At 72.9% G+C, this 25,731-nt stretch carries 24 protein-coding genes; 13 read left to right on the plus strand and 11 right to left on the minus strand.

What is annotated here, in order from left to right; translation table 11 throughout:
- The first annotated feature begins 39 nt into the window (after positions 1-39).
- Complete coding sequence (locus tag ACFY29_RS00230) at positions 40-978, plus strand: SMP-30/gluconolactonase/LRE family protein (protein WP_386981925.1); 939 nt, start codon at positions 40-42, stop codon at positions 976-978.
- Positions 979-1,077: 99 nt separating this feature from the next.
- Here the strand turns inward: ACFY29_RS00230 and ACFY29_RS00235 are convergent, their stop codons facing one another.
- Both ACFY29_RS00235 and ACFY29_RS00240 read right to left on the minus strand, forming a co-directional pair.
- Positions 1,078-1,683: a DNA-binding response regulator gene (locus tag ACFY29_RS00235; protein WP_386981927.1), complete on the minus strand. Its 606-nt coding sequence runs from the start codon at positions 1,681-1,683 to the stop codon at positions 1,078-1,080.
- Entirely contained in the window at positions 1,680-2,834 is a 1,155-nt protein-coding gene (locus tag ACFY29_RS00240) for a histidine kinase (RefSeq protein WP_328416447.1), read from the minus strand. Before ACFY29_RS00240 ends, ACFY29_RS00235 begins: the two co-directional genes overlap by 4 nt.
- Before the next feature lie 131 nt (positions 2,835-2,965).
- Between ACFY29_RS00240 and ACFY29_RS00245 the strand changes: the two genes are divergently transcribed.
- Positions 2,966-3,874 (plus strand): hypothetical protein, encoded by a 909-nt coding sequence (locus ACFY29_RS00245; RefSeq protein ID WP_386981931.1) that lies wholly within the window; start codon positions 2,966-2,968, stop codon positions 3,872-3,874.
- 85 nt (positions 3,875-3,959) lie between these two features.
- Positions 3,960-5,690 (plus strand): DEAD/DEAH box helicase, encoded by a 1,731-nt coding sequence (locus tag ACFY29_RS00250; RefSeq protein ID WP_328416445.1) that lies wholly within the window; start codon positions 3,960-3,962, stop codon positions 5,688-5,690.
- 46 nt (positions 5,691-5,736) lie between these two features.
- Here the strand turns inward: ACFY29_RS00250 and ACFY29_RS00255 are convergent, their stop codons facing one another.
- The 3 genes from ACFY29_RS00255 to ACFY29_RS00265 form a co-directional block, all read right to left on the minus strand.
- A complete protein-coding gene (locus ACFY29_RS00255) occupies positions 5,737-6,141 on the minus strand; it encodes a DoxX family protein (RefSeq protein WP_328416443.1) in 405 nt (134 codons plus the stop codon).
- Between the two features lie 137 nt (positions 6,142-6,278).
- A complete protein-coding gene (lon, locus tag ACFY29_RS00260) occupies positions 6,279-8,609 on the minus strand; it encodes an endopeptidase La (protein ID WP_328416441.1) in 2,331 nt (776 codons plus the stop codon).
- Positions 8,610-8,647: 38 nt separating this feature from the next.
- Complete coding sequence (locus tag ACFY29_RS00265; protein ID WP_386981935.1) at positions 8,648-8,932, minus strand: hypothetical protein; 285 nt, start codon at positions 8,930-8,932, stop codon at positions 8,648-8,650.
- 69 nt (positions 8,933-9,001) lie between these two features.
- On the opposite strand from ACFY29_RS00265, the gene ACFY29_RS00270 reads away from it, so the two are divergent.
- On the plus strand, positions 9,002-9,337 hold the full coding sequence (locus ACFY29_RS00270) for a LuxR C-terminal-related transcriptional regulator (protein WP_386981938.1): 336 nt from the start codon (positions 9,002-9,004) through the stop codon (positions 9,335-9,337).
- A 158-nt stretch (positions 9,338-9,495) separates the two neighbouring features.
- Positions 9,496-9,843: an Lsr2 family protein gene (locus tag ACFY29_RS00275; protein ID WP_328416437.1), complete on the plus strand. Its 348-nt coding sequence runs from the start codon at positions 9,496-9,498 to the stop codon at positions 9,841-9,843.
- A gap of 342 nt (positions 9,844-10,185) precedes the next feature.
- Here the strand turns inward: ACFY29_RS00275 and ACFY29_RS00280 are convergent, their stop codons facing one another.
- A complete protein-coding gene (locus ACFY29_RS00280) occupies positions 10,186-11,457 on the minus strand; it encodes a hypothetical protein (RefSeq protein ID WP_386981943.1) in 1,272 nt (423 codons plus the stop codon).
- Positions 11,458-11,750: 293 nt separating this feature from the next.
- Positions 11,751-12,623, minus strand: coding sequence for a DUF2726 domain-containing protein (locus tag ACFY29_RS00285; protein WP_355611359.1), 873 nt, complete (start codon positions 12,621-12,623; stop codon positions 11,751-11,753).
- 705 nt (positions 12,624-13,328) lie between these two features.
- On the opposite strand from ACFY29_RS00285, the gene ACFY29_RS00290 reads away from it, so the two are divergent.
- From ACFY29_RS00290 to ACFY29_RS00300, 3 genes are all read left to right on the plus strand, one after another.
- Complete coding sequence (locus ACFY29_RS00290; RefSeq protein WP_386981946.1) at positions 13,329-14,111, plus strand: Asp23/Gls24 family envelope stress response protein; 783 nt, start codon at positions 13,329-13,331, stop codon at positions 14,109-14,111.
- Entirely contained in the window at positions 14,108-14,668 is a 561-nt protein-coding gene (locus ACFY29_RS00295; RefSeq protein ID WP_386981949.1) for a hypothetical protein, read from the plus strand. Before ACFY29_RS00290 ends, ACFY29_RS00295 begins: the two co-directional genes overlap by 4 nt.
- A 66-nt stretch (positions 14,669-14,734) precedes the next feature.
- A complete protein-coding gene (locus tag ACFY29_RS00300) occupies positions 14,735-15,460 on the plus strand; it encodes a helical backbone metal receptor (protein ID WP_386981952.1) in 726 nt (241 codons plus the stop codon).
- A gap of 9 nt (positions 15,461-15,469) precedes the next feature.
- Here the strand turns inward: ACFY29_RS00300 and ACFY29_RS00305 are convergent, their stop codons facing one another.
- Together ACFY29_RS00305 and ACFY29_RS00310 are read right to left on the minus strand one after the other, a co-directional pair.
- The gene (locus ACFY29_RS00305) at positions 15,470-16,348 is read right to left on the minus strand and encodes a TerC family protein (protein WP_386984570.1); all 879 of its coding nucleotides are present in this window, start codon (positions 16,346-16,348) and stop codon (positions 15,470-15,472) included.
- A gap of 220 nt (positions 16,349-16,568) precedes the next feature.
- Entirely contained in the window at positions 16,569-17,258 is a 690-nt protein-coding gene (locus tag ACFY29_RS00310; RefSeq protein ID WP_355611374.1) for a CBS domain-containing protein, read from the minus strand.
- 191 nt (positions 17,259-17,449) lie between these two features.
- Here ACFY29_RS00310 and ACFY29_RS00315 point away from each other — a divergent pair, with 191 nt between their 5' ends.
- Entirely contained in the window at positions 17,450-18,007 is a 558-nt protein-coding gene (locus ACFY29_RS00315) for a hypothetical protein (RefSeq protein ID WP_328416424.1), read from the plus strand.
- Between the two features lie 325 nt (positions 18,008-18,332).
- A complete protein-coding gene (locus tag ACFY29_RS00320; protein ID WP_328416422.1) occupies positions 18,333-18,725 on the plus strand; it encodes an FKBP-type peptidyl-prolyl cis-trans isomerase in 393 nt (130 codons plus the stop codon).
- 188 nt (positions 18,726-18,913) lie between these two features.
- Here the strand turns inward: ACFY29_RS00320 and ACFY29_RS00325 are convergent, their stop codons facing one another.
- Positions 18,914-19,300, minus strand: coding sequence for an STAS domain-containing protein (locus tag ACFY29_RS00325; protein ID WP_328416420.1), 387 nt, complete (start codon positions 19,298-19,300; stop codon positions 18,914-18,916).
- A 284-nt stretch (positions 19,301-19,584) separates the two neighbouring features.
- On the opposite strand from ACFY29_RS00325, the gene ACFY29_RS00330 reads away from it, so the two are divergent.
- Positions 19,585-20,601, plus strand: coding sequence for an SMP-30/gluconolactonase/LRE family protein (locus ACFY29_RS00330; protein WP_386981957.1), 1,017 nt, complete (start codon positions 19,585-19,587; stop codon positions 20,599-20,601).
- 72 nt (positions 20,602-20,673) lie between these two features.
- Here ACFY29_RS00330 and ACFY29_RS00335 read toward each other — a convergent pair whose 3' ends face one another.
- Positions 20,674-21,933: an Ig-like domain-containing protein gene (locus ACFY29_RS00335; RefSeq protein ID WP_386981959.1), complete on the minus strand. Its 1,260-nt coding sequence runs from the start codon at positions 21,931-21,933 to the stop codon at positions 20,674-20,676.
- 669 nt (positions 21,934-22,602) lie between these two features.
- Between ACFY29_RS00335 and ACFY29_RS00340 the strand changes: the two genes are divergently transcribed.
- Both ACFY29_RS00340 and ACFY29_RS00345 read left to right on the plus strand, forming a co-directional pair.
- The gene (locus tag ACFY29_RS00340) at positions 22,603-23,559 is read left to right on the plus strand and encodes a TIM barrel protein (RefSeq protein ID WP_386981962.1); all 957 of its coding nucleotides are present in this window, start codon (positions 22,603-22,605) and stop codon (positions 23,557-23,559) included.
- 25 nt (positions 23,560-23,584) lie between these two features.
- Complete coding sequence (locus ACFY29_RS00345) at positions 23,585-25,693, plus strand: PQQ-dependent sugar dehydrogenase (protein WP_386981965.1); 2,109 nt, start codon at positions 23,585-23,587, stop codon at positions 25,691-25,693.
- Positions 25,694-25,731 lie beyond the last annotated feature (38 nt).

Below are 25,731 nucleotides of genomic sequence, written 5' to 3' on the forward strand. Positions count from 1 at the left end.
CTGGCCGAACGTGGTGCACGAGATCCAGGAGGCGCGGCGATGACCGAGACCGTTCCCGCACAGTTCCACCTGCTCGACGAGCGGTTCCGTTACCTCGACGGCGACTTCGTCGCCGAACGGCTGTACACGGGCGCACGCAAGACCGAAGGTCCGGCCTACTTTCCAGCCGGCCGGTACCTGGTGTGGAGCGACATCCCCAACGACCGGCTGTTGCGCTGGGACGAGTGCACCGGCGCGGTCGGCGTCCTCCGCCACGCCTCGGGCTACGCCAATGGCAACACAGTGGACCGCCTGGGCCGGCTCGTCACGTGCGAGCAGGGCAACCGGCGAGTCACCCGCACCGAGCACGACGGCACGATCACCGTGCTCGCCGACCGCCACGAGGGTCGGCGGCTCAACAGCCCCAACGATGTCGTGGTACGCGCCGACGGCACCATCTGGTTCACCGATCCGAGCTACGGCATTGACTCCGACTACGAGGGCAACAGGGGCGACAACGAGTTCGGCGGTGACTGCTACGTGTTCCGCCTCGACCCGGCCACCGGCGACCTACGCATCGTCGCCGACGATTTCTGCCGCCCCAACGGCCTGGCCTTCTCCGGCGACGAGCAGCAGCTCTACATCGTCGACACCCGACAGGAACCCAGCCACATCCGCGTTTTCGACGTCACCGCCGACGGCGCCCTGACCGGCGGGAAGGTCTTCGCCGAATGCGATTTCGGCCGCTTCGACGGCATCCGCGTCGACGACGCCGGGCGGGTGTGGGCCGCAGCCTGGGACGGTGTGCACTGCTTCGACCCCGACGGCACCCTCATCGGGAAACTTCTGCTGCCCGAATCGGTCGCCAACCTCACCTTCGGCGGCCCGAAACGGAACCACCTGTTCATCACCGCCGGCAACTCCGTGTATGCGCTCCGAGTCACCTTCAACGGCGCCCGCTACCCCGCTCCCGCTGGTCCACCCCCGCGTCGATCATGAAGTTAGCGTCACGACACGCCGGCACCGACGTCGCTAACTTCATGATCACCGGAGCGGACGCATCAGCGCGGACCCGGCGCGGGGGCGGGCCGGGGGGGGTTAGAGCCAGCCGTTGTTGCGGGCGGTGCGTATCGCTTCGGCGCGGTCGGCCGCGCCGAGCTTCTGCACTGCGGCGGAGAGATGGTTGCGCACGGTGCCGGTGGACAGGTGCACCCGGCGGGCGATCACCGCGATCGGGGCGCCGAACTCGGCCAGCCGCAGTGTCTCCAGCTCGCGGGGGGTCAGGGGGCACGCGGGCAGGGTGAGCGCGTCGGCGGCCAGCGACGGGTCGACGTACCGGCCGCCGGCGTGCACGCGGCGGATCACGTCGGCGAGCGCGCTGCCGGGCGAGCCCTTGGGCAGGAACCCCCGGGCGCCGGCGGTCAACGCCTGGCGCAGGTGCCCCGGACGGCCGTGCCCGGTGAGCACGACCACCCCGCATTCGGGGCGGGCGCGGGTCAGCTCGGCGGCGACTCCGATGCCGTCCAGGCCAGGCATCTCCAGGTCCACCACGGCCACGTCGGGGCGGTGCGCCAGTGTCGCGGTGACCGCCGCCGGGCCGTCGGCTGCGTGGGCCACCACCTCGATGTCCGGCTCCAGAGCGAGCAGCGCGCCGACCGCGACCCGGATCAGATCCTCGTCGTCGGCGAGCAGGACGCGGATCACGACGCCACCGGCACGGTGGCCTCGAGCGTGAACACCGCGTCCTCCCGGCGCACCCGCAGCTCGCCGCCGGCGGCGGCGAGCCGGTCGACCAGCCCGCGCAGGCCGTGGCTGTGCCCGTCCGGGCCCCGCCCGTCGGCGCCGTCGTTGGCCACCGTCATCCTGACCACGTCGTCCTCCCGGTGGATGTGGATCCGGCACCAGTCGGCCCGGCTGTGCCGCAGCACGTTCGTCCCCGCCTCGCGCAGCACCGCCGCCAGCTCGGTGGCCGCGCGCTGGGGCAGGTCGGCCGGCGGCGGCACGACCGTGCAGCGCACCCCGCAGGAACGCAGTACGCCCACCACGGCGGCCAACTGCTCGCCGAGGTCGACGGCCCGGTAGCCGTGCACGGTCTCCCGCACCTCGGTCAGCGCGGACGCGGCGAGGCGCTGCACCTCGGTGGCCTCCCGGCCGGCCCGCTCCGGGTCGACGTGGGCGAGCCGCGCGGCGAGTTCGGCCTTCAACGCGATCACCGTGAGGCTGTGCCCCAGCACGTCATGCACGTCTCGGGCGAAGCGCAGCCGCTCCTCGGCGGCGGCCAGCCGGGCCTGGGCGGCCTGGCCCTGCCGGGCCTCCACGAGCACGTCCCAGAACCAGACCTGGAACCCGTTGACCGCGGCGATGCCCACCCCGACCCCGCCGGTCACGGCCAGGTGTTGCCAGACCGATCCGCCGGTCCACCACCCCACGCCCAGCGACACCAGCAGGACCCCGGCCGCGACCGCCAGCCCGGCCGGGAGGCGGACCAGCAGTGGCGCCATCCCGATCAGCGAGGCACCCAGCCACGCCCAGGTCGGCCAGACACCGGCCGCCACCGGCCCCACCAGCGGGACGGTCAGCACCGCCACCCCGGCCAGGCCCAGCTGGGCGCGACGCCGCCAGCGCTGGTCGAGCCACGGCGTCACGGCGGCGTACAGCACGGCGGTCTGGGTGGCCACGAAGGCGAGGATGCCGACCGCGCCGAGCGCGACGCGGCCAGGGTCCGGCTCGCGGCTCAGGCCGACGGCGGGCAGCAGGGCGGTCGCCCAGACGCCGGTGGCCAGCGACAGCAGCGTCGCCTGCCGGGCCCGGTGCAGCCGGCGGTCCGCCCGGGGAGTCACCGCCTCGCTCGCCACGCACCGATCCTAGGACCGCCCGACGCCCGATCCACCCCTGCGGTTGTCACGGTTGGACCGTGCAGAACGCACGGTTTTCCGGTGACGGACGAGCCTGCCCACCGCGCCGGGACGCGGGCAGGGTCTACGACATGGAAACGACACGGACGCACTCCGACACCCTGGCCGTACCACCGAACGGGTCGCTGCCGGCCGACCCGCCGGCAGCGCCGGGCACGACGCCGGCCACGACGGCGGCCGGCCGTTCGCGGCGGCTGCTGTGGCACCTCGCCGAGATGGCGCTCGCGATGGTCGCCGGGATGCTGCTGCTCGCCCCGTGGTGGGACCTGGCCGGTGCCGCACTGGGGCTGGCCGGACCGCTGGATCGACCGGAGGTGGCCGCGCTGGTGATGGCCACCAACATGACCGTGGGTATGACGGTGTGGATGCGTTACCGGGCGCACCGATGGAGCGCGGTCGGCGAGATGGCCGCCGCCATGTACGTCCCCTTCCTGCTGCTGTTCGCGCCGATGTGGGCCGGCCTGCTGGACGCCGACGCGATGCTGCTCGGTGGCCATCTGCTGATGGTGCCGGCGATGGTGCTGGTGGCGGTGCGGCATCGGCACGAGGCGTCCGCGCCGGTACGCCGACACCCGGCCGTGGTGGCGCTCGCCCGCCGCTGGCCGACCGGGTTGGCGCTGCTCATGGGCCTGGACATGGTGTTCGACCCGCAGGTGCTCAGCCCCTGGACGATGCTGGCGCTGCCCGGCGGCTACCTGTTGATCGGTGTGGTCCGCCGCACGCTGCGCGGTCCGGGCGTGCTCGCCACCCAACTGGCCGGCCTGGCCGGCTGGGTCGCCCTGACGCTGGTCGCGGTCACAGCCGGCGGACGGACCGGCGCGTGGCTGGTGGCGTTCGGCTGGCTGGCGCATGCCGGGTGGGACCTGGTGCACCACCGCACCGGCCGGGTGGTGCCGCGCGGCTACGCCGAGTGGTGCGGGGTGCTGGACGCGACGCTCGCCGGCGTGATGATCCTGGCGATCCTGACCACCGGCGGCTGACCAACCGCGCGCCGGCATGGGCGGTCGGGTGGCTGTTGGGCCGGTCGGCGCAGCGGGGGCGGCGGCGTGATGAAAGGCTTGGCGCATGAGTTCCGCACCTGCACAGCACGACGCACCTACCGACACCACCCCCGACGGCACCGACGAGGCGAACGCCTTCACGGAGCTCGGGCTGCGCGCCGAACTGCTGGGCGCGCTCGCCGCCCTCGGTTACGAGGAACCGACCCCCATCCAGCGGGAGGCGATCCCACCGCTGCTGGAGGGTCGGGACCTGCTGGGTCAGGCGGCCACCGGCACCGGCAAGACGGCGGCGTTCGCGCTGCCGCTGCTGAACCGGATGCCGCCGCACCGCCAGGGCGGGGACCCGGTGGCGCTGGTGCTGGTGCCGACCCGGGAGCTGGCGGTGCAGGTCTCCGAGGCGTTCCACCGCTACGGCAAGGACCTGGGGGCGCGGGTGCTGCCGATCTACGGTGGGCAGCCGATCGGGCGGCAACTGCGGGCGCTGGACAGCGGGGTCGACGTGGTGGTGGCCACCCCGGGGCGGGCGCTGGACCACATCGCCCGGGGCACCCTGCGGCTGGGCGGGCTGGCCACGGTGGTGCTGGACGAGGCCGACGAGATGCTCGACATGGGCTTCGCCGAGGACATCGAGGCGATCCTGGAGCACGCCCCCGCGCAGCGCCAGACCGTACTCTTCTCGGCCACCATGCCGTCGCGGATCGACGGGATGGCCCGACAGCACCTGCGCGAGCCGGTCCGGATCGAGATCGGCCGGGAGCAGACGGTGGCCGGTGAGGCGCCCCGGGTGCGGCAGAGCGCGTACATCGTGACCCGGGCGCACAAGCCGGCCGCGCTGGGCCGGGTGCTGGACGTGGAGTCACCCACCGCCGCGATCGTGTTCTGCCGCAGCCGGGAAGAGGTCGACCGGCTGACCGAGACGATGAACGGCCGGGGCTACCGGTCCGAGGCGCTGCACGGCGGGATGAGCCAGGAGCAGCGGGACCGGGTGATGGGGCGGCTGCGGGCGGGCACCGCCGACCTGCTGGTGGCCACCGACGTGGCGGCCCGCGGGTTGGACGTCGAGCAGCTCACCCACGTGGTCAACTACGACGTGCCGTCGGCGCCGGAGTCGTACGTGCACCGGATCGGTCGGGTGGGCCGGGCAGGGCGGGAGGGCGTGGCGATCACCCTCGCCGAGCCGCGTGAGCACCGGATGCTGAAGACCATCGAGCGGGTGACCGGCCAGCGGATCACCATCGACAAGATCCCCACGGTGGCGGACATGCGCACCCGCCGGCTGGAGCTGACCCAGGCGGCGCTGCGGGAGAGCCTGCTGGAGGACGACCTGGACCCGTTCCGGGTGATCGTGGAGACGCTGACCGACGAGTTCGACCTGATGGAGGTCGCTCTCGCCGCCGTGAAGCTGGCGCACGAGGTGACCTCGCCGGGCTCGGACGACGAGGAGGAGATCCCGCAGGTGCCGGTGCGCGGCCCCCGCGAGGGTCGGCCGGAGGCCGGGGGCCGGGGCGGTGACCGGCGCGGTGGCGGCCGGCCGCGCGTGGGTGGTAACACCGTCCAGGTATTCGTCGGCCTGGGCCGGCGCGCCGGGGTGCGCCCGCAGGATCTGGTCGGCGCGATCACCGGGGAGACCGGGATCAGCGGCCGGGACATCGGCTCGATCGAGATCGCCGACCGGTTCTCGCTGGTGGAGGTGCCGCAGGGCGTGGCCGACGAGGTGATCTCCGGGTTGCGTTCCAGCACCATCAAGGGCCGCAAGGCCACGGTGCGCCGGGATCGCGGCGGCGACCACCGCTGAGCGCGCCGCCGGCGACCGTCGGGTACGACGGTCGCCGGCGCAAGGATCAGAAGGAGTACGGGCCGAACCGGCCCCACGCCACCACCGCGGCGAGGACGAGCAGCACGGCGCAGGTCACGGCGCCCTGCATCTCCATCCGGCGCCGGTCCTCGGTGTCCTGCCTCTTCAGGCCGCGCAGGTGCACCAGAATGCCGCCGACCATGACGATGACCAGCCCGACGGCGGCCAGCGGGGTGAGCACGGTGGCGATGCCGGTGAGGGCGGGCAGTACGAGCCCGATGGCGGCCAGCAGCTCGACGGCGCCGAGTGCCTTGACCTGGGTCGGCGGAACGGGGTCAACCCAGCCCATCCGGTCGCGCAGCTTCTCCTTGGGCTGGGTCAGCTTGGCCAGGCCGGCACCGCCGAACACGACGGCGAGCAGGATCTGGATGATCCAAAGGACCACGTTCACGGGGGTTCCTCCCGGGGGCCGCCTCGTGGCGGAGAGGTAGTTGAGGGGTTCGAGCAGGACAGTACGGTTCGCTGATCGACTCGTACAGCAGGGAGCCCCCGCCGTCCGAAGACGACGGGGGCTCCCTGGTCGGATCGTCAGGCCACGGCGAGCGCCGAGCCGTCCAACGCGTCGACCTCGGCCGGGCGCAGCGCCAGGGCGAGCACGTCGGCGACGTCGGCCAGGGTGTGCACGGTCAACGCCTCGCGCACCTCGGCCGGCAGGTCGTCCAGATCCGGCTCGTTGCGCGCCGGGATGATCACCTCGGTGAGGCCGGCCCGGTGCGCGGCGAGCAGCTTCTGCTTCACCCCGCCGATCGGTAGCACCCGCCCGGAGAGCGTCACCTCGCCGGTCATCCCGAACTCCGGGCGGACCGGGCGGCCGGTGACCAGCGACGCCAGCGCGGTCACCATGGTGATGCCGGCGCTCGGGCCGTCCTTGGGCACCGCGCCCGCCGGGAAGTGGACGTGGATCCGGCGCCCGGCCAGGACGTTCGGGTCGATGCCGAACCGCCGCCCGTTGGAGCGCAGGTAGGAGAGGGCGATGTGTGCCGACTCCTTCATCACGTCACCGAGCTGGCCGGTCAGGGTCAGCCCCGGCTCGCCCTCCATGCTGGTCGCCTCGATGAAGAGCACGTCCCCGCCGGCGCCCGTGACGGCGAGGCCAGTGGCCACGCCGGGCACCGCGGTGCGCTCGGCCGATTCCGGGGTGAACTTCGGTCGACCCAGGTAGCTGGCGAGGTTGTCGGTGTCGACGCGAACCGGGGTCGGGTCGGTCGCCAGCGTCACCGCCACCTTGCGCAGGATCTTGGCCAGGCCACGTTCGAGCTGCCGGACGCCGGCCTCCCGGGTGTACTCCCCCGCGATCAGCGCGAGAGCCTCGTCGGCGATGCTCACCTCGTCGGCGGTCAGCCCGGCCCGCTCCCGCTGCCGGGGCAGCAGGTGGTCCCGGGCGATGGCGACCTTCTCGTCCTCGGTGTACCCGTCCAGGGTGACCAGCTCCATCCGGTCCAGCAGCGGACCGGGGATGGACTCCACCACGTTGGCGGTGGCCAGGAAGAGCACGTCGGACAGGTCGAGGTCGACCTCCAGGTAGTGGTCCCGGAAGGTGTGGTTCTGCGCCGGGTCGAGCACCTCCAGCAGGGCGGCGGCCGGGTCACCGGCGTAGCCGGCGGCCAGCTTGTCGACCTCGTCGAGGAGCACGACCGGGTTCATCGAGCCGGCCTCGCGCAGCGCACGGACGATCCGACCGGGCAGCGCGCCGACGTAGGTACGCCGGTGGCCGCGGATCTCGGCCTCGTCGCGCACGCCGCCGAGGGAGACCCGGACGAAGTTGCGCCCGAGTGCCCGTGCCACGGACTCACCGAGGCTGGTCTTGCCGACCCCGGGCGGGCCGGCGAGGGCGAGCACCGCGCCGGAGCCGCGACCGCCGACCACGCCGAGGTTGCGCTCGGCCCGGCGGTTGCGCACCGCGAGGTACTCCAGGATGCGGTCCTTCACGTCGGCCAGGCCGGCGTGGTCGGCGTCGAGCACCGCCCGGGCCGCGCCGAGGTCGGTGTTGTCCTGGGTACGCGTGCCCCACGGCATCTCGAGGACGGTGTCCAGCCAGGTACGGATCCAGCCCGCCTCCGGGGAGGCGTCACTGGCCCGCTCCAGCTTGCCGACCTCCCGCATGGCGGCCTCGCGGACCTTCTCCGGCAGGTCGGCACCCTCGACCCGGGACCGGTAGTCGGCCGAGCCGTCCGGCTCGTCCTCACCCAGCTCCTTGCGGATCGCGGCGAGCTGCTGGCGGAGCAGGAACTCCCGCTGGGACTTCTCCAGCCCCTCCCGCACGTCGGTGTTGATCTGCTCGGTGACCTCCTGCTCGGCCAGGTGTTCCTTCACCCAGCCGACCAGCAGCTCAAGCCGGGCAGTGACGTCCGGGGCGGCGAGCAGTTCGGTCTTCTGCTCCAGGCTCAACCAGGGCGCATAGCCGGCCGAGTCGGCCAGCTCGGAGAGGTCGGTCATCCGCTCCATCGCGTCGATGACCTGCCAGGCGCCACGCTGCTGGAGCACGGAGGTCGTCAGGGCGCGGTACTCGCGGGCGAGCTCCCGGGCCCGGCCAGCGGGGGCGGGTTCGTCGAGTTCGGTCGCCTCGACCCAGAGTGCGGCGCCGGGGCCGGGCACGCCGGAGCCGATCCGGGCCCGGGACAGGCCACGGATGACGGCGGCCGGCTCACCGTCGGGCAGCCGTCCCACCTTCTCGATGGTGGCGACCGCGCCCACCGGGCCGTACTCGCCGTCGATGCGGGGCACGGCGAGCAGCTTGCGGTCACCGGTCGCGCGGGCTGCGTCGACCGCGGCCTGAGTGGTCGGGTCGAGGGTCACCGGGATGACCATGCCGGGCAACAGCACGGCATCGGTCAGAGGAAGTACCGGAAGAGTTGCCATCGAACACCTGCTATCGCGTTGACTTGAGCGTGTCTCACTCAAGTAACAAAGCGTTCCCCTTGTTCCGGAGTGTGACCCAGGCCACTGTCCGGCTCCGGTCGGCGGGCCGGCAGCAGCAGCTCACGCGCCAGCCGGCCGCCACCGGCGATCCCCACGGCGAGCGGGATGGCGAGGCTGATCGCGGCCAGGGCGACCACGATCCGGCCGGGCAGCCCGGCGGCGGCGGCGAGCACGGTCAGCGCCGCGAAGACCACCAGCTTCATCCGGGTCCGGGCCAGGGGAACCAGCCCGGTCTCCCGGGTGGGTGCGACGACGGACGACATCAGTTCTCCTTCGGTACGGAACGCGTCGGTCAGAGCAGGACGAACAGCGCGGCCGACCCGGCGCCCGCCTTGGACGCGCTGCGCGCCGGCGCCGAGGGGTACCTACCGAAAACCAGCGAACCGGGGGATCTCCTGCCCCCGCTGCTCGCCATCCTCGATGGCTGGGCGGTGCTGCTGCGCGCCGTGCTGCGGCCTTCGCGCGCCGCACCGGTCGACCTGGATGACGAGGAGCGCCGGCTGCTGCGGGCGATCGCCGTCGGCCGTAGCACCGTCGACATCGCCGAGGAACTGCACGTCTCGGAGCGAACGGTGAAACGGATGACCGCCACGCTGCTGCGGAAGCTGCGGGTATCCAACCGGGCGGAGGCCGCCGCCGTCGCCGGACAAGCCGGTCTGCTCGGGTGAATGAAGGCGGCCAACGCCCCGATTCGGCGTCCGTTCGCGGATTTGCTCGCCAACCAATCGCGACGCGCCGAAATGAAAAGGGCGCATATTGTTGCGGTTTCCCCGGGTGGTGGGTCAGACTTTGGACACATCCCGCCACACACAGGGAGTAATCGGCAATGGCGAGAAAAGTAATCACGGTGCTGACCGACGACCTCGACGGTGGGAAGGCAGACCGGACGGTCGAGTTCAGTCTCGACGGCGTGGCCTACACGATCGACGTCTCCGACGAGAATGCCGGCGTCCTGCGCAAGTCGCTGGATCCGTACATCAATGCGGGTCGGCGCATCGGGCGGGGCCCGGTTGAGGGCGCTCGCGCAGTCCGGCGGCCGGGGCGACCCAGCGGCGCCGGAATGGATCGGGAGCAGAACCGGGCCATCCGGGAATGGGCCGTCAAGAACGGCTACAAGATTTCCGAACGGGGCCGGATCCCGGTCGAGGTGGTTGAGGCGTACAAGAACCGCTGACCGGACGACACACAGACGGGGCCCGCCGGAAACGGCGTGGCCCCGTCAGATTGTCCGCGGCCGCCTTTCGGGCCGATGGGTCATTCCCCATCACTCCCCTCGGTAGACACGGCGCGGGGGGGGGGGGGGGGGCCGCCGGCGGGGGGGGGCCCCCGGGGGCCCCCCCCCCCCGCCCCCCCCCCCCAACCCCCCCCAACCCCCCGCCCCCCCACCAGGGGGGGGGCGGCCCCGTGGGGGGGGTTGTCATCAACCCACACCCCCCCGCGGGGGGGCGGGGGGGGGGGGGGGGCCCGGCGGGGGGGGCCCCGGGGGGGCCCCCCCCCGCCGCAGGTCGACTCAGACTCAGTTGACCTCGATACGCACCGCGTCGAACGCCGGGGTCTGGTTGGCGCGTTCCATCATCGGCAGCCGGTGCGAGCCGTCGCCGGCCCAGACCGCGCACTGCGCGGTACCCGACTCCGGCAGACCCGGGATCTGGATGGTCACCTCGTCCGGCTGGGCACTACCGCGCCCGTCCTCGGTGGCCACGAAGAACGCGGGCACCTCCTGCGGCTCCGGCGGGGTGGTCAGGCTGTCCAGCATGCGGCAGGCGGTGTGGAAGTGGCCGCGGACCAGACCCTGGTCGTTGAGCAGCGAGCTCTCCACGTAGTACCCGCCCTGACCAGCCGCGAGGAAGCGGTCCCGGATCAGGTTGCGGGTGCTGACCCGCAGGGTGAAGGCCTGGTTGCGGCCGACCTCACCGGGGAACTGGGTGATCAGCAGCGACGGGTTGTTGGCGGCAGCGCCGACCTCACCGAACTCGGTGCTCACGCAGCGGTTGCCGTTCTGGAAGCCGTCGTGCGGCTGGAGCTGACTCTCGTCGCAGTCGTTGGCCAGCACGCCGAGCCCGGCGCCGGGGGCGTTGCCACCGTTGTTCCCGCCGTTATTGCCGCCGCCGGTGTTCCCACCATTGTTGCCGCCGGTGTTGCCGCCGGTGTTCCCACCATTGTTGCCGCCCGTGTTTCCGGTCGGCTGCACCTGACACTCGGCGAGCTGCGCCAGCCCCTGCGGGCGGGGCCCGACCCGGTCGATGGCGGTCGTGATCCGGTCCAGCACCGCACGTCGCTTGGCGGCCAGTGGCTGGAGGATCGAGCTGCGGATGAACGCCTCACCCTTGCTGCCCTCGGCGGCCAGCCGGCGGTCGGCCTCCGCGATCTGGGTCTGCAACTGCGCGAGGTTGCGGTCCACCTCGGCCCGGGCCCGGTCCGGCACCTGCGGCAGCTTCGCCGTCACGTCCGGGCAGGCGATGGCCGAGCCGGTGCCCGACGTACCGTCCTTGCCGTCCTCGCACTCGGGGACCGACTGCTGCCCGTCACCCCAGTGGTTACGCACCCAACGACCGTTCTGCCAGGTCCGGGTGGTCGAACCGGCGCCAGTCGGCGCGGTCGCGCCCGGGCTCGGCTCCACGCACTGCCCCGCAGCCGGTCGCGGCTTGTTCGTCCGCCGATCCTGGGCCGACGAAATCTGGGTCACGGCGACGACTCCGCCGAAGACCACGAGCGTGCCGACAACGGCCAGCAGACGCTTGCTCCGCGCGTTGCCGGATGACCGGCGCGCCCGTGTGGACCTGCGCATCGAATTGCTCTCCTTCTCGATCCGGTAGTGGATTCCTGCCCTCGGCGGACCGACGGATGTGAGAGGGCACGCCACAGCGGCGACCACCGTGACCTACCCGGTAACGTGTCGATGGCCGACGATGCCCTTTCCGCACCGTCTCCCGCGTCCGGTCGACGCGGATGGGGAGATCCTGTTCATTCGCGCAGGAGTACGGGACGGCGACCGGGAAGGTTCAACCGGCGCACAGGAAATTGCCGCGACCCGACGCGGAGCCGGTGCGGAGAAGGGTCAGCAGGTGCGGCAGGCGCTGGTCAGTCGGCGCAGAGGTGGTCGAAGGCGAAGCCACCCACCAGTTCGTGCCGGCGCTGGCTCAGCGCGACGATGTCCGCGGTCAATTCGGCTCGCGGTTGCAGATCGGGGCCACCGATCTCGGCGGCGCGTAGCCGTTCCCCGACGGCGACCGTGGCGAGGTCCTCGGCAAGCCGGGCCGCGTCGATGCCACAGGAGAAGCGGTGCTCGGTTACCGAGACCCGTTCCACCAGGCACGCGTCGGGGCGTACGTGCACCCAGCTCCACCCCTGCGCGGGGCCGTCCGACCAGCGCACGTGCAGCCCTCGCACGATCGGGTCGGCGAGCCGCCGGGCCACGTACGCCTCGACAGCCGCCGCGCGGGCCAACGCGCCGAGGTCATTGACCGGGCCGGTACGGCCGTCCGGCAGCCGCCCGAGGATGTCCCGGAAGCCCACCGGGGCCGCCTCGTCCCCGGCGCCGCCCGCCGCGTAGGCGCGCGCGTCGATCACGTACTCCACCAGGCGTCGGCCGTGCTCGGCCGCCCGCAGCGTGGGCGACCCGACGCGCAGCACCGGCAGCCCGACCGCCGCGCTCACCGCGTCCTTGAGCCGCTCGGCGCGCTGCTGTGCCGAGCCGGCCGCAGCGACCGGGCCGATCTCCACGGCGACGATCGGACGCCCGGTGTCGGCGGCGCAGATCACGAAGTCGAAGCCGGCCCGGCTGGCCGAGCTCCACTGGCTGCCGGTGACGCCGGGCGGACGCCCCTGGACCAGCTCGCTGAGCCGGCGCGCCGGGTGGACCCGGTGGCCGGCGCGGGTGAGCAGCGTGTCCCGCCCACCGTCGGCGGGCAGCGCCCGCAGCCAGCCGAGGTCGTCGCTGACGGTGCTCGTCATCTGCCTGATCCATCCGCCGGTCGGTCGCGCCGGGCCGAGTCTAGGCGGTCGATCATGGTGCTCGCCTCGGCGGTGCGGCCGGCGCCGCCCCAACCGGCCGGACCCGCGCGCCCACCGACCGCTACTCGGCGCGCCCATCACCGGGCCCTCGATGGTGTGCTTCTGCCGGATCGGTCAAGGGAACCGAGGGGACCCGCATTGAGGCCCTCCTGGGGACGAAGGGGCCTTGCAACGTTGTAGAAGCGTCAACGGCGGCCGGACGGTGCCAGCGCTGGACCGCCACTGTGACCGGCATCACAGGAGCGTCGTGTTCCAGAGGTCCTCGCCTGGTGTATCCAGCGGGGTCGCCGGTAGCGGGCCGGCCGGGAGGTCAGCATGTCGCGACAGCAGTTCGGCGGCCTCGCCGATGGCAGTCTGGGCGCTCGCCCGCGCCAGAGTGACCGCCCTCGCCCTGCTCGCCGGCCTCGCCGGGCTGGTGATCCGACCATCCTCCGGCGACCCCGCGCTGATCGAGCTGGGCGACACCACAAACTCCCCCAGCGACCCATCGCCACCCGCCCGTCCGTCCCGACCGCCGGCCCAGCCCGGAGCGCCAGCGGGAATCCAAGCACCGGGAGCAGCCCGCGCGTTGGCGCGAACCGGCGAGAACGGGGTGCCGCCGGGGCGCCGGACGTCGCGCGGATCGCGGTCGACGCGGCCGGCCGGGTGCCGGGCGTATCCGGCGTACACCCGGCCGCCGTCCGCCTGGCCGACCGGTCCGTGGGCCTCGACCTGCACCTGGTCACCTCGTACGGGCACAGCGTGCCCGCCGTCGCCGAGGCGGTCCGGAGGGCGGTCGCCGACCGGGTATCCGCCGGCACCGGGCTCGCCGTGGCCGCGGTGACCGTCACGGTGGACGACCTGCTCGTCCCCGGCGCGGACGGCGCCGGGACAGGGCGACCGGCCAGACGGCCGGAGGCGGACATGCGGACCGCCAACCGGATCGCCTCGCTGCTACTGGCCGCCGCCCTGCTCGCCGGCGGCGCGCTGCTGGCCGTACAGGCGCTGCTGGTCACGCTGGATCGCCCGGCGCCGCTGTTCCCCCGGACCGGCGGGTACGACGCGCTGACCAACACCCAGTGGCGCGACCCGACGGTCCGGGCGATGGCCGGCGCGGCGTTGCTGCTCGGGCTGTCCATCCTGATCGCCCAGTTGCGCCGCTGGACGCCGGTCCGGCTGCGCATCGACGAGCGGGACGGCTGGTACCTGCACCGCCGCTGTGTGGAGCGCCGGCTGGCCGACGCGGCGCGTGCCGTGCCGGGCGTCCACCGGGCCCGCGTGCGGGTCCGTCGACGCGGCGACCAGTGGCGCCCCCGGGTGCGCGCGAGCGGCGACCCGGCGACCCGCGCCGAGGTCGAGTTCGCGGTGCACCAGGAGCTACACCGACTCGCCGCGCAGCGCACCGGCCGGATCGAGGTCCGGTTGCTGCCCGGAGGGCGGCCCGCATGACCGACGCCGCACACCGACTGCTGTGGACCATCATCGCGCTGCTGCTGGTGGCGAGCGGAGCGGCGGCGCTTGCCGTCAGCTTCGGCGTGCTGCCCGGCGGTGATCCCGGTGCGGTACTGCTCGGCCCCGGGCTGCTGGACCGGTGGCGGCTGGCAGCGCCGTGGAGCACCCTGGCCGCGGCGGTGGCCGGAGTGCTGGTCGCCCTCTCCGGGCAGCGCCTGCTGGACCGGGAACTGCGCCGGCCCGGCCGGGCACTGCGGGGCACACTGAGCCACCCCGGGCGCCGGCCCGGCCGTACCCGACTGGCCGCCGAGGTCCTCGCCCACGCGCTGGAACGCGACCTGACCGGCAACCCCGGTGTACGCCGCGCCCACGTGATGCTCACCGGCGCACCACCGCGCCCCGACGTGTGGATCCGGGTGGACATGACCGCCGACGCCGGGGCCGCCGGCGTACGCGAGCACGTCCACGCCGCGGTCCGCCGGTTCGCGACGACCGCCGACTGCCAACCGGCGCACCTCGACGTGACCGCCCGGATCGAGCCCGGCCGCCCCTGACCCGCGCCGCGCGGCGCCAGCCGGCATGATCGGTACCGGGACGGGTGGCGGACGGAGGTACGCGGGGTGCGGGTGGTGTCGCTGGTGCCGTCGCTGACCGAGGCGGTGGCGCTGACCCTGCCGGGAGTGCTGGTCGGGGCCACCGACTGGTGCAGCCACCCGGCCGGGCTGGACGTCGCCCGGGTCGGCGGCAGCAAGTACCCGGACCTGGACCGGGTCCGGGCACTGCGGCCGGACCTGGTGCTGCTGAACGTGGAGGAGAACCGCCGGGTCGACGCGGAGGCGCTGCGGGCGGCCGGTGTGCCGGTGCGGGTTACCTATCCGCGTACCGTCTCCGGGGCGTTGACCGAGCTGGCCGAACTGCTGGCCGAGCTGGGTGCGCCGGCGGAGCCGACCTGGCTGCGGGCGGCCCGGCGGGCGTGGGCGGATCCGCCCCGGCTCGCGCCGCCCCGCCGGGCGGTGGTGCCGGTCTGGCGTCGACCCTGGGTGGTGCTCGCCGACGACACGTTCGCCAGCGACGTGCTCCGCCGGCTCGGCGTGGTCAACGCGTACGACCAGCAGCCCGAGCGCTATCCCCGCCCGAGCCTGGCCGAGCTGCGTGAGCGCAAGCCGGAGCTGGTGGTGCTGCCCGACGAGCCGTACCGGTTCACCGCCGACGACGGGCCGGACGCGTTTCCGGGCGTACCCTGCGCCCTGCTCTCCGGGCGACACCTCACCTGGTACGGCCCGTCGCTGGCCGAGGCGCCCACACTGCTGGCCGACCAGCTGTCCCGGCCCGTGCTGGCCGGCTGACCGCGCGGGTCAGGCGACGTCGCGGCCGCGCCGGATGGCCAGGATGCTGGCCGCGATGGAGACGGCCAGGATCAGCACCACCACCGCGAGGGTCAACCAGACCGGCAGCTTGCCCACCGGCGTCTCGGCCAGGATCAGCTTGACGCCCGCGAAGGCCAGCAGCAGGGCCAGCCCGTAGCGCAGGTAACCGAAGTGCCGCAGCAGGCCGGCGAGGCAGAAGTAAAGGCTGCGCAGCCCCAGCACGGCGAACGCGGTGGCCGTCCAGACCAGGAAGGTGTTCGTGGTGATGGCGAGGATCGCCGCCACCGAGTCGATGGCGAACACCACGTCGGTGGCCTCGATGGCGACCAGCGTCACCAGCAGCAGGGTGGCCTGGCGCCGGCCGGCGACCCGGGTGGTGAACCGGTCACCGTGGTACTGGGCGTCGGTGGGTACCACCCGCCGGAACAGCCGGACCACCAGGTTGCGCTCCGGGTCCACGTCCGGCTTCCCGCGCACGGCCAGCCGCCATCCGGTCCAGACCAGGAAGGCACCCAGCACGAACGCGGCCCAGCTGAGCCGGTCCAGCAGCTCGGCACCGGCGAGGATGAACAGCAGCCGGAACACGAGCGCGCCCACCACGCCCCAGAACAGCACCTTGTGCTGGTAGCCCGGCGGGACCCGGAAATAGCCGAAGATCAGGGCGAAGACGAAGACGTTGTCCACCGAGAGCGCCTTCTCCAGCAGATAGCCGGAGAAGTAGGCGCTGGCCGGCTCGCCGCCCAGGCCGAACCAGACGACCAGCCCGAACAGCAGGCCGGCGCTGATCCAGACAGCACTCCAGACCACCGCCTCGCGCAGCTCGATGACGTGGCTGTCCCGGTGCATGAGCACGTCGATCGCGAGCATCACGGCGATCACCGCGCCGACCGCCGCCCAGGCCCACAGCGGCACCGCGACCGTCGCCTCGTCCACCCGGCGCCCCCCGCGTCGACCACTGTGCACCCGCCGCGCTGCCCCGCCGGCCGGCCGCTCCCGAGCCTAGGCGAGCGGCCGATCCGGCGAAGTCGCTCCGGCGAAGTCGATGCCCCGGCGGCCGGCGCGCCGGCCGCCGGGCCGGCGGCGATGATCAGGCGACCGGCATCACCTGCGTCGGATCGGGAAGGGTGTCATCGGCGTCGTAACCGATCGAGTTGGTCACCTGCACGACGCCACTGACCTGGGCCGCGAGCCGGCCGGCTAGGTCGACGGCGGAGCGGCGGTCCAGCCGGCCCGCCAGGGTGACCTCGCCATGGCGGACCTCGACGGTGACCAGACCGTCCCGCACGGCGAGCACCCGACGCAGCACTTCCTGCACCACGTCCTCGCGGATCTCGGCGTCCGAGCGCAGGTGCACCCGCAGCAGGTCGGCGCGGCTGACGATGCCGACCAGCCGACCCAGGTCGTCCAGCACCGGCAGCCGCTTGACCTGTTCGTGATCCAGCAGCCGGGCGGCGGCCGGCAACGACGCCTGCGGGCACGTGGTGACCGCTGGCGCGGTCATCAGATCGCGGGCCAGCAACGCCTCGCTCTTGCCCCGCGCGTCGCGCTGTCGGCGGCTCTCGAAGATCCGACGCTGCGCCGGCTCGCCGGCACGCTCGATGCGGTGCAGCAGGTCCGCCTCGGACACCACGCCCAGCACCCGGCGGAACCCGTCGATCACCGGCACCGCGCTCACGCCGCGGCGCAGCAACAGGTCGACCATCTCCCGGTACGGGGTGTCCGCCACCACGGTCACGACCTCCCGGGTCATCACGTCGCCCACCTGCCAGGTCCTCATCACGGCCTCCCTTTCGTAACTCCACCTCGGACGCTACGACCGACCGACGGTCACGGTCAGGGTCGCCGGACCGCGCCGTGGGGGGTCCAAGGTCCCGGGCCTTTGCGGTCCGTCGGCCCTGCTGCCCGACAGTGCGACGGGTGTCCACTTGAGATGCCACCGAGAAGCGCGGTGCGAGGCAGAGAAGGGACGTGGAGACCATGACCGCGACGACCGAGCGGATCACCGCCGAGACCAACGCTCCGGCGGCGGGCACCACCCGGGAAAGGGCCGTCCGGTACATCCTGGCCGGCACCCGGATGGCGCTCGGCTGGATCTTCCTCTGGGCGTTCATCGACAAGCTGTTTGGCTTCGGGATGGCCACCGAGTCGAAGAACGCCTGGATCAACGGGGGCAGCCCGACCAAGGGGTTCCTCACCTTCGGCGTGACCGGACCGTTCAAGGACATCTACGCCAACATCGCCGGGGCAGCCTGGGCGGACTGGCTGTTCATGATCGGCCTGGCCGGGATCGGTGTCGCCCTGCTGCTCGGTATCGGCATGCGGGTCGCCGCCGTGGCCGGCGGACTGCTCCTGGTCATGATGTGGACCGCGGTCCTGCCTCCGGAGAACAACCCCTTCATGGACGACCACCTGATCTACGCCGCGGTGCTGGCGGTGCTGGCGCTGGTCAACGCCGGCGACACCTGGGGCCTCGGCCGGGTCTGGGCACGGCTGCCGATCGTCCAGCGGATGCCCTGGCTGCGGTGACCCACACCGCTTCACCCCTCGGGGGGGGGGGGGGGGCCGGGGGCGGCCGCCCCCCCCCCCCCCCCCCCCCCCCCCCCCCCCCCCCCCCCCCCCCCGGGGGGGGCCCCCCCCGGGGCCCCCCCCGCCGACACACGTGTGCCCGACCCGCCGCCGCCCGGTGCGCCCGGCGGGTCGCGCCATTCCGCCGGGGGTGCCGCCCGCAGGCAGCGGGTTCCGCCAAAATGCTCCCGGGCCAGGTGGCGGGTCCGCCGCACATCGGTGGGGTGCGATCCGGCAGGATCGACGGTGACCGGACACATCACCCAGCACGGCAGGAGATCCCCGCATGAACCAGGCAGCAGGCGCCCGATCCGGCAAGCCCGAGGTGGGTCCGATCGAGGGTGCGCCGCCGGCCGACCTCGTGATCGAGGACATCACCGTGGGCGAGGGCCCGCAGGCCGAGCCGGGCCAACTGGCCAGCGTGCACTACGTGGGCGTGTCGCACTCCACCGGCGGCGAGTTCGACTCGTCCTGGAACCGGGGTGAGGCGTTCGAGTTCCCGCTCGGCGGCGGCCAGGTCATCGCCGGCTGGGACCAGGGCGTGATCGGCATGCGCGTCGGCGGCCGGCGCCGCCTCACCATCCCGCCGCACCTGGGGTACGGCGACCGCGGCGCGGCCGGCGTCATCAAGCCGGGCGAGACGCTGATCTTCGTCGTCGACCTGCTCGACGTGCGCTGACGAAACGTGGGGGTCGCCGGCCCACGCCGGCGGCCCCGCTCGGCCCGTCCACCAGGGCCTGAGGAAGGCCGGGTGGCCACGGTCCGGGTGCGGTCCCGGTGCCACGGTCCGGTGCGGTCCGGTGCGGTCCGGTGGTCATGGTCTGGTGAGGCGGACGGCCGCGCGGTGCCCGGGCCCGGCGGCGATGGTCAGGCGGCCAGCACCAGGGTCGAGGACGGGGGCATCCGGCGTCGCTCGGCCTCGACAACCCGGGCCGGCTCCAACACCGGCATCACCCGGTGCAGACCGGTGGCGCGCAGCACTCGGGCCACCACCGGGGTCGGATCGACCAGGACCAGCTCGCCACCACGCGCCCGGACGCGCAGGTGCGCGGCGAGCAGGGTGCGCACCCCGGCGGCGGAGAGCAGCCGCAACTCGGACATCTCCAGCCGGAGCACCGGACGGGCCGGCGCGGACCACAGCGCGGACCGGAACGCGGCCACCGTGGCGATGTCGACCTCGCCGGCCACCCGCACCTGGACCACCTGGTCACCCACGCTGACCTGCACGTCCAACCGGTCGCTGTGCTCTCCCATACCGACGAATCTAGCCCCCACCACCGACAGTTTCGCCCCTCCACCGAGTGATTCCGGGTACGCCCAGGGTCATCCCCGGAGGGCACCCGCCTCCCCCTAAGGGCGGAGGCCAGGGTGCCCCCTTGGTCCCGCTGGCCTGCGGGGGACGCACGGCTGCCGGCACCCCACGCCACCCGGCGGGCGTGCCGGCCAACGGGAGTCCGAGGCGTGCTCGGCGACGGCCGCCGCGCCGCGCCGCGGCGGTGCTCCCGGTCGGCCGGGCATCGGCGGTGGAGAATGGGACGATGCTGATCCCCCGGCCCCGGCCGCCCCGGCTCATCCGGCCCGTCCGCGAGCCGGCCACCGTCCCTCCCCCGCTCACCGGAGCGTGGGCCGCCATCGACCGCCGGCTCGACCAGGTCGACCTGCTGCCGTTGCCCGACGGCGCCGTCGGTCCGGAGGACGTACTGGTCGATCCGACCGGACGAGTGATCAGCGGCGACGAGGATGGCCGGCTCTGGTGGTGGCCGGCCGACGCGCGGGCCGGCACCCGACCCCGGCTGCTGGCGGAGACCGGCGGCCGACCGCTCGGCATCGAGTTGGACCCGTCCGGTGAGGCGCTGGTGGTCTGTGACGCGTACCGCGGGTTGCTGCGGGTCACACCGGACGGCGCCGTACACGAGCTGACCGGGACGGCACCGCCGGTGCACCTGGCCAACAACGCGACGGTGGCCCGCGACGGCACCATCTACTTCACCGACTCCTCCGATCGGTTTCCTGTCTCGCACTGGAAGCGGGACCTGCTGGAGCACCGCCCCAACGGCCGGGTGCTGGCCCACCACCCGGGCAGCGGGCGCACCGAGGTGGTGGCCGACGGGCTGTACTTCCCCAACGGGATCGCGCTGACCCCGGACGAGTCGGCGCTGATGCTGGTGGAGACCACCACCCACCGGCTGCTCCGCGTCGAGCTGGGCGGCGGGGTGCGAGTGCTCGCCGACCTGCCCGCCTATCCGGACAATCTCTCCGCGGTGGGTGACGGGACGTACTGGATCGCGCTACCCAGCCCGCGGGTCCCGATCGCCGAGCGGCTCCTGCCGCACCCTCGCCTACGCCAGATCGCCGCGTTGCTGCCCGACGCGATGCAGCCACAACCGAAGCGCTACGGGCTGGTCGCGCTGGTCGACGGCGCGGGCGTGATCCTCCGTACGCTGCACGGCCCGGCCGGGCACTACTGGATGATCACCGGGGTACGCCAGCACGGCGACCAACTCTGGTTGGGCAGCCTGATCGGGCCCGGGGTGGCCCGGGTACCGCTGGACTGAGCGCCCGCCGAAAGCCGGCCGGGGCCGACCCGCCGAGTCGGCGGGCCGGCCCCGGAGGCCGTCTGTGGTGTCTCAGCGACCGCTGACCGAGGGCGCCGGTGCGGGTGACCCGCCGGCCACCGCGCCCGGGTGCGCCGGGGCGACCGGTGCGGGCCGCAGCCCGGCCGGCACCGGCAGGGCGCTGCCCCGGATGAACTCGTCCCAGCTCACGTTCCACGCCGTCCAGCCGTTGCCGGCCTGCAACTCCACCTCGGTGCCCTTCACGGTGACCAGGTCGCCGACCTGGGTCACACCCATCAACCAGTCCGCCGCGGTGGCGGCGACGTTCGTGCACCCGTGCGAGACGTTGGTGCTGCCCTGGTCGCCCTCCGACCAGGGGGCCGAGTGGATGAACTCGCCACCCCAGGTGAGTCGCTGGGCGTCGTCGACGTCGACCACGTAGCCTCCGTCCGGCTCACCGCGGGTGTCGAACGTGGTCCGCTCGTGCTTCTCCATGATCACCATCTTGCCGCTGGAGGTCGGCGTGCTCGGCTTGCCCAGGCTGACCGGGATCCGGCGGACCTGCTTCCCGTCGCGCAGCACGGTCATCTGCTTGGTGTCGTTGTCGATCTCCAGCGCGACCTGTTTCCCGATCTTGGAGGTCGCGGTCCGCTCGGCGTCGCCGATCTTGTCCTTGCCGATCGGCAGTCCCTGCAGGCCGGCCCGGACGCTGATCGTGGTCCCCGGACGCCAGAAATCGGGTGCCCGGTAATAGACCTGACTTCCGTCTTCCAGCCACGACCAGGCACCCGGCTGGGGCGGATTCGTCTTTACGAACAACCGACGCTGGACGTCCGCCCTGGCCTCTTTCGGAATTCCCGGGTCAAACGCCACGGTTACCGGCATCGCGGTGCCGTACGTCCGGTTGCCGACGAAATAGAGGGTGCTGGTGATCTGCGGTTTGGTGGATTTGGCCATGGTGGTGAATGTCGACGTGCGGGTCGTCGTGGCACCCGAGTCGCCGGTCGCGGTCACCTCGGCGGTGTAGGTCCGCTTCGGTTGCAACGGCGTGCTCGGCACCCAGCCCGAGCCATCCTCCCGCGGCTCCGCCTTGACCTGCTTGCCCTTGTCGTCCGTGAGCTTGACGCCGGTGACCCGCCCGCCCTTGACCGCAGTGCCCACCTCGGCGCTGACCGGCACCTCGCGGGCCTTGTCCCCCGGCGTCACGGTGAGTTCCGGCGGGGCGGCGTGCCCCTTGCCCGACGGGTCCCGGTCGGCGGTGCACCCGCCGACAGCCAGCGGTACGGCTGCGATGGTTACCGCCAACATCGTCAATCGCCGCCTCAACGTCATGTTCAGTCCCCCCGTTTTCGGCTTCCCTCTGCCACATTCTCGCCGCCGCGACTGGCGTGCCCATGCCATTCGGAAATAATCGGCGTCGCATTTATCGGCGCATTTTCCGCAGCAATGCGCCGCTTGTCGAAACAAAGACACGACAGGTCCCCCCTGCCCGCCGCGCACCGGTCCGACCGACCCCGACCCACCCGCCCCACAACGTCCCGTCCGGCCCTCACCACGGCGGGCTTGCACTTTCTGCCGCAGTTGCGCAGCTTTCGCCCCGTAATGACCGGGCAGGAATCGGCGCGGTCTCGGCTCGGAGGGTGGTCCGGCACGGAGCGGCTTGCCCCATGGGGAGCGAGGGAGGTCAGGGCGGTGCCGCAGCGCGAGGGCAGCCTTTTGTTGTCTGGAGCGAAACTTCTGCTGATCGGGACGAAGCTTTGCCTTCGTCCGGAGGCAAGGGTAGGGTCGCGATTCAGATAGAAGGTTGCCCATTCGTCGATCAGCCTGCCGCCGACCTCTGCCGGGTCGCCGCGTTCCGCTCCTGATGGGTCCGGGCCGCACCCGCGCGCCGTCCGTCACGTCCCCGCCGGATCCCTGATCCGGCCGGTTCGGCGCGCCCGGAGGCGGCAGCCGGTCGACTGCCGCCGACGGCGTGCCAGCCGTCAGGAAGGGACCACCACCATGGATCAACAGACAACCCAGGCGGAGCCGTTACCGGTCTCCGGGCCGGTCAGCCGGCGCGGTGTGCTCCGCGCCGCGACCGTCTCCGCCGCAGCCCTCGGCACCGCCGGCCTGCTCGCCGGCCCGGCCACCGCCGCGTCGGCCGGGCACTCCAACGGCCGACGGCGGGTGCCGGTGGACCGGATCAGCATCCAGCTCTACACGGTGCGCGACCAGCTCGCCGCCGACCTGCCCGGCACCCTGGCCGCGTTGCGCCGGATCGGCTACCGGCGGGTGGAGCACGCCGGCTTCGTCGGGCGTACCGCCGCGCAGTTCCGGGCCGCACTGGACGCGGCAGGGCTGCGGTCCACCTCCGGGCACACCGGCATCCCGCAACCGTTCGACGCCGGCGCCTGGGAACGTGCCCTCGCCGACGCGAACGTGGTGGGCAGCAAGAAGATCGTCCATCCGTACTTCGGTCGAGACGCCAACGGGCAGCCGATCCGGGACCCGGCCGTCTACCGCGCCCTGGCCCGGGACCTGAACCAGGCCGGCCGGCTCGCCGAGCGCGCCGGGCTGGACTTCGGCTACCACAACCACCAACTGGAGTTCGTGCCACTGACCGACGGCTCCACCGGCTTCGACATCCTCACCGGGCAGACCGACCCGCGGCTGGTCCACTTCGAACTCGACCTCTACTGGACCTGGCGCGGGGCACACGACCCGGTTGACGTGATCCGGGCCAACCGCGGCCGGATCCGCCAGGTGCACGTCAAGGACCTCGACGTCGAGGGCGGCTTCGCCGATCTCGGGGACGGCGTCATCGACTTCGGCCGGATCTTCGCCCACGAGCGGGAGGCTGGCATCGAGGAGTACATCGTGGAACGCGACGATGCGGGCACCCCGCCGCGCGCCCCCGCTGACGCCCTGGACACCGCCCGGGTCGGCTTCGACTATCTCGCCTCACTCCGGTACTGACCACCACTCCTCGGGGGACGACCTGATGAACAGGACCGCATTCGTGTCCGCCCTGCTGCTGGTGACGGCCGGCCTGGCCGCACCACCGACAGCCGCGACCGCCGCGCCCGCGCCGGCCGCCGCGCCGCCGGACAGCAGCTTCCAGAAGGTGACACTGAACGACTTCCCGGGCGAGCCGATGAGTCTCGCCGTCCTGCCCGACCTGCGGGTGCTGCACACCTCCCGCACCGGCGAGGTGCGCATCCACGACCCGCGCACCGGGCTGAACACCCTGGCCGCCGACATCCCGGTGTACGAGCACGACGAGGAAGGGCTGCAGGGGGTCGCCATCGACCCGGACTTCGCCAAGAACAAGTGGGTCTACCTCTACTACTCGCCGCCCCTGAACACCCCGGTGGACGACCCGGCCACCCCCGACGTCAACGAGGGGGACGCGCCGCTGGTCGGCACCGAGGCGGACTGGCAGCGGTTCCGGGGCGCGCTGCGGCTGTCCCGGTTCAAGCTGGACGGGATGCGGCTGAACCTCAGCACCGAGCAGCAGATCATCGACGTGCCCACCGATCGGGGCATCTGCTGCCACGTCGGCGGCCAGATCGACTTCGACGGCAAGGGCAACCTGTACCTGTCCACCGGCGACGACACGAACCCGTTCTTCTCCGACGGCTTCATTCCGATCGACGAGCGGGCCGACCGCAACCCGGCGTTCGACGCCCAGCGCACCTCCGCCAACACCAACGACCTGCGCGGCAAACTGCTGCGCATCCGGGTGAAGCCCGGCGGTGGCTACACGGTGCCGGCCGGCAACCTGTTCAAGCCGGGGACCGCGAAGACGCGCTCGGAGATCTACGCGATGGGGCTGCGCAACGCGTTCCGGTTCGCCGTCGACCGGCGTACCGACAACGTCTACCTGGCCGACTACTCCCCGGACGCCTCGTCGTCCAACCCCGCGCGAGGGCCGGCCGGGCACGGCCGGTGGATGCAGATCGACAAGCCGGCGAACTACGGCTGGCCGTACTGCGTGACGCCGACGATCGCCTACCGCGACTACGACTTCGCCACCGGCGAGTCCGGGGCGAAGTTCAACTGCAAGCGCCCGGTCAACGACTCACCCCACAACACCGGCAAGCGGCAACTGCCGCCGGTCGAGCAGCCGGAGGTCTGGTACCCGTCCGCCGCCTCCGGGGAGTTCCCCCAGCTGGGCACCGGTGGCATCGGGCCGATGGGCGGCCCGGCGTACGACTACGACGGGACCAGCACCTCCCGCACCCGGTGGCCGGCCTACTACGACGGGGTGCCGCTGTTCTACGAGTGGACCCGGGACTACATCAAGGAGTTCCGGCTCGACTCCGACGGCGACGTGAAGGACATCCGTCCGGTGGTGCCATCCCTGGTGGTGGACAACCCGATGGACATGGAGTTCGGGCCGGACGGCGCGCTCTACGTGCTGGAGTACGGCGACGGCTACTTCGCCGAGAACCCGGACGCCCAGCTGTCCCGGATCGACTTCGTCCGGGGCAACCGGACGCCGATCCCGAAGATCAGCGCGGACCCGACCGCCGGGCAGGCGCCGCTGACCGTCGCCTTCTCCAGCGCCGGCACCACCGACCCGGACGGTGACCCGCTGCGCTACGCGTGGGACTTCAACGCGGACGGTTCGGTGGACAGCACCGACCCGAACCCGACCTGGACCTTCCAGGAGAACGGTTCGTACACGCCCACGGTGAAGGTGACCGACCGCACCGGACGCTCCGCGGCGGCGACTTTGCCGCTGCTGGTCGGGCCGCGCGCGCCGATCGTCGAGTTCGTCACCCCGGTGGCCGGGCAGCCCTTCCAGTTCGGGCAGACGGTCGCGTACCAGGTGAAGGTCACCGACGACCTGCCGGTGGACTGCTCCCGGGTGAAGGTCACCTACGTGCTCGGCCACGACGAGCACGGGCACCCGCTCTCCTCGGCGACCGGGTGCGCCGGGACCATCGCCACCTTCGTGGACGGCGGGCACGGCGGGGCGGACAACCTCACCGCGGTCTTCGTCGCGGAGTACACCGACGCGCCGACCGAGCCCGGTGTGCCGCCGCAGACCGGCACGGCGACCGTCGTGCTGGATCCTGACCCGGTGGCCGGCCTGGCCGGCTGACCGCCCGTCGGCGGCGGCGGCCCGGTCGGGTCGCCGCC

Source organism: Micromonospora sp. NPDC000668 (assembly GCF_042897975.1).
Classification (GTDB): Bacteria; Actinomycetota; Actinomycetes; order Mycobacteriales; family Micromonosporaceae; genus Micromonospora.

Coding starts and splice junctions, on each gene's coding strand:
- ACFY29_RS00340 (WP_386981962.1), top strand. CDS start 22,603: ATGGATCAACAGACAACCCAGGCGGAGCCGTTACCGGTCTCCGGGCCG.
- ACFY29_RS00245 (WP_386981931.1), top strand. CDS start 2,966: ATGGAAACGACACGGACGCACTCCGACACCCTGGCCGTACCACCGAAC.
- ACFY29_RS00280 (WP_386981943.1), bottom strand. CDS start 11,457: ATGCGCAGGTCCACACGGGCGCGCCGGTCATCCGGCAACGCGCGGAGC.
- ACFY29_RS00305 (WP_386984570.1), bottom strand. CDS start 16,348: ATGCTCGCGATCGACGTGCTCATGCACCGGGACAGCCACGTCATCGAG.
- ACFY29_RS00230 (WP_386981925.1), top strand. CDS start 40: ATGACCGAGACCGTTCCCGCACAGTTCCACCTGCTCGACGAGCGGTTC.
- ACFY29_RS00295 (WP_386981949.1), top strand. CDS start 14,108: ATGACCGACGCCGCACACCGACTGCTGTGGACCATCATCGCGCTGCTG.
- ACFY29_RS00325 (WP_328416420.1), bottom strand. CDS start 19,300: ATGGGAGAGCACAGCGACCGGTTGGACGTGCAGGTCAGCGTGGGTGAC.
- ACFY29_RS00310 (WP_355611374.1), bottom strand. CDS start 17,258: ATGAGGACCTGGCAGGTGGGCGACGTGATGACCCGGGAGGTCGTGACC.
- ACFY29_RS00265 (WP_386981935.1), bottom strand. CDS start 8,932: ATGTCGTCCGTCGTCGCACCCACCCGGGAGACCGGGCTGGTTCCCCTG.
- ACFY29_RS00285 (WP_355611359.1), bottom strand. CDS start 12,623: ATGACGAGCACCGTCAGCGACGACCTCGGCTGGCTGCGGGCGCTGCCC.
- ACFY29_RS00335 (WP_386981959.1), bottom strand. CDS start 21,933: ATGACGTTGAGGCGGCGATTGACGATGTTGGCGGTAACCATCGCAGCC.
- ACFY29_RS00275 (WP_328416437.1), top strand. CDS start 9,496: ATGGCGAGAAAAGTAATCACGGTGCTGACCGACGACCTCGACGGTGGG.
- ACFY29_RS00345 (WP_386981965.1), top strand. CDS start 23,585: ATGAACAGGACCGCATTCGTGTCCGCCCTGCTGCTGGTGACGGCCGGC.
- ACFY29_RS00330 (WP_386981957.1), top strand. CDS start 19,585: ATGCTGATCCCCCGGCCCCGGCCGCCCCGGCTCATCCGGCCCGTCCGC.
- lon (WP_328416441.1), bottom strand. CDS start 8,609: ATGGCAACTCTTCCGGTACTTCCTCTGACCGATGCCGTGCTGTTGCCC.
- ACFY29_RS00250 (WP_328416445.1), top strand. CDS start 3,960: ATGAGTTCCGCACCTGCACAGCACGACGCACCTACCGACACCACCCCC.
- ACFY29_RS00320 (WP_328416422.1), top strand. CDS start 18,333: ATGAACCAGGCAGCAGGCGCCCGATCCGGCAAGCCCGAGGTGGGTCCG.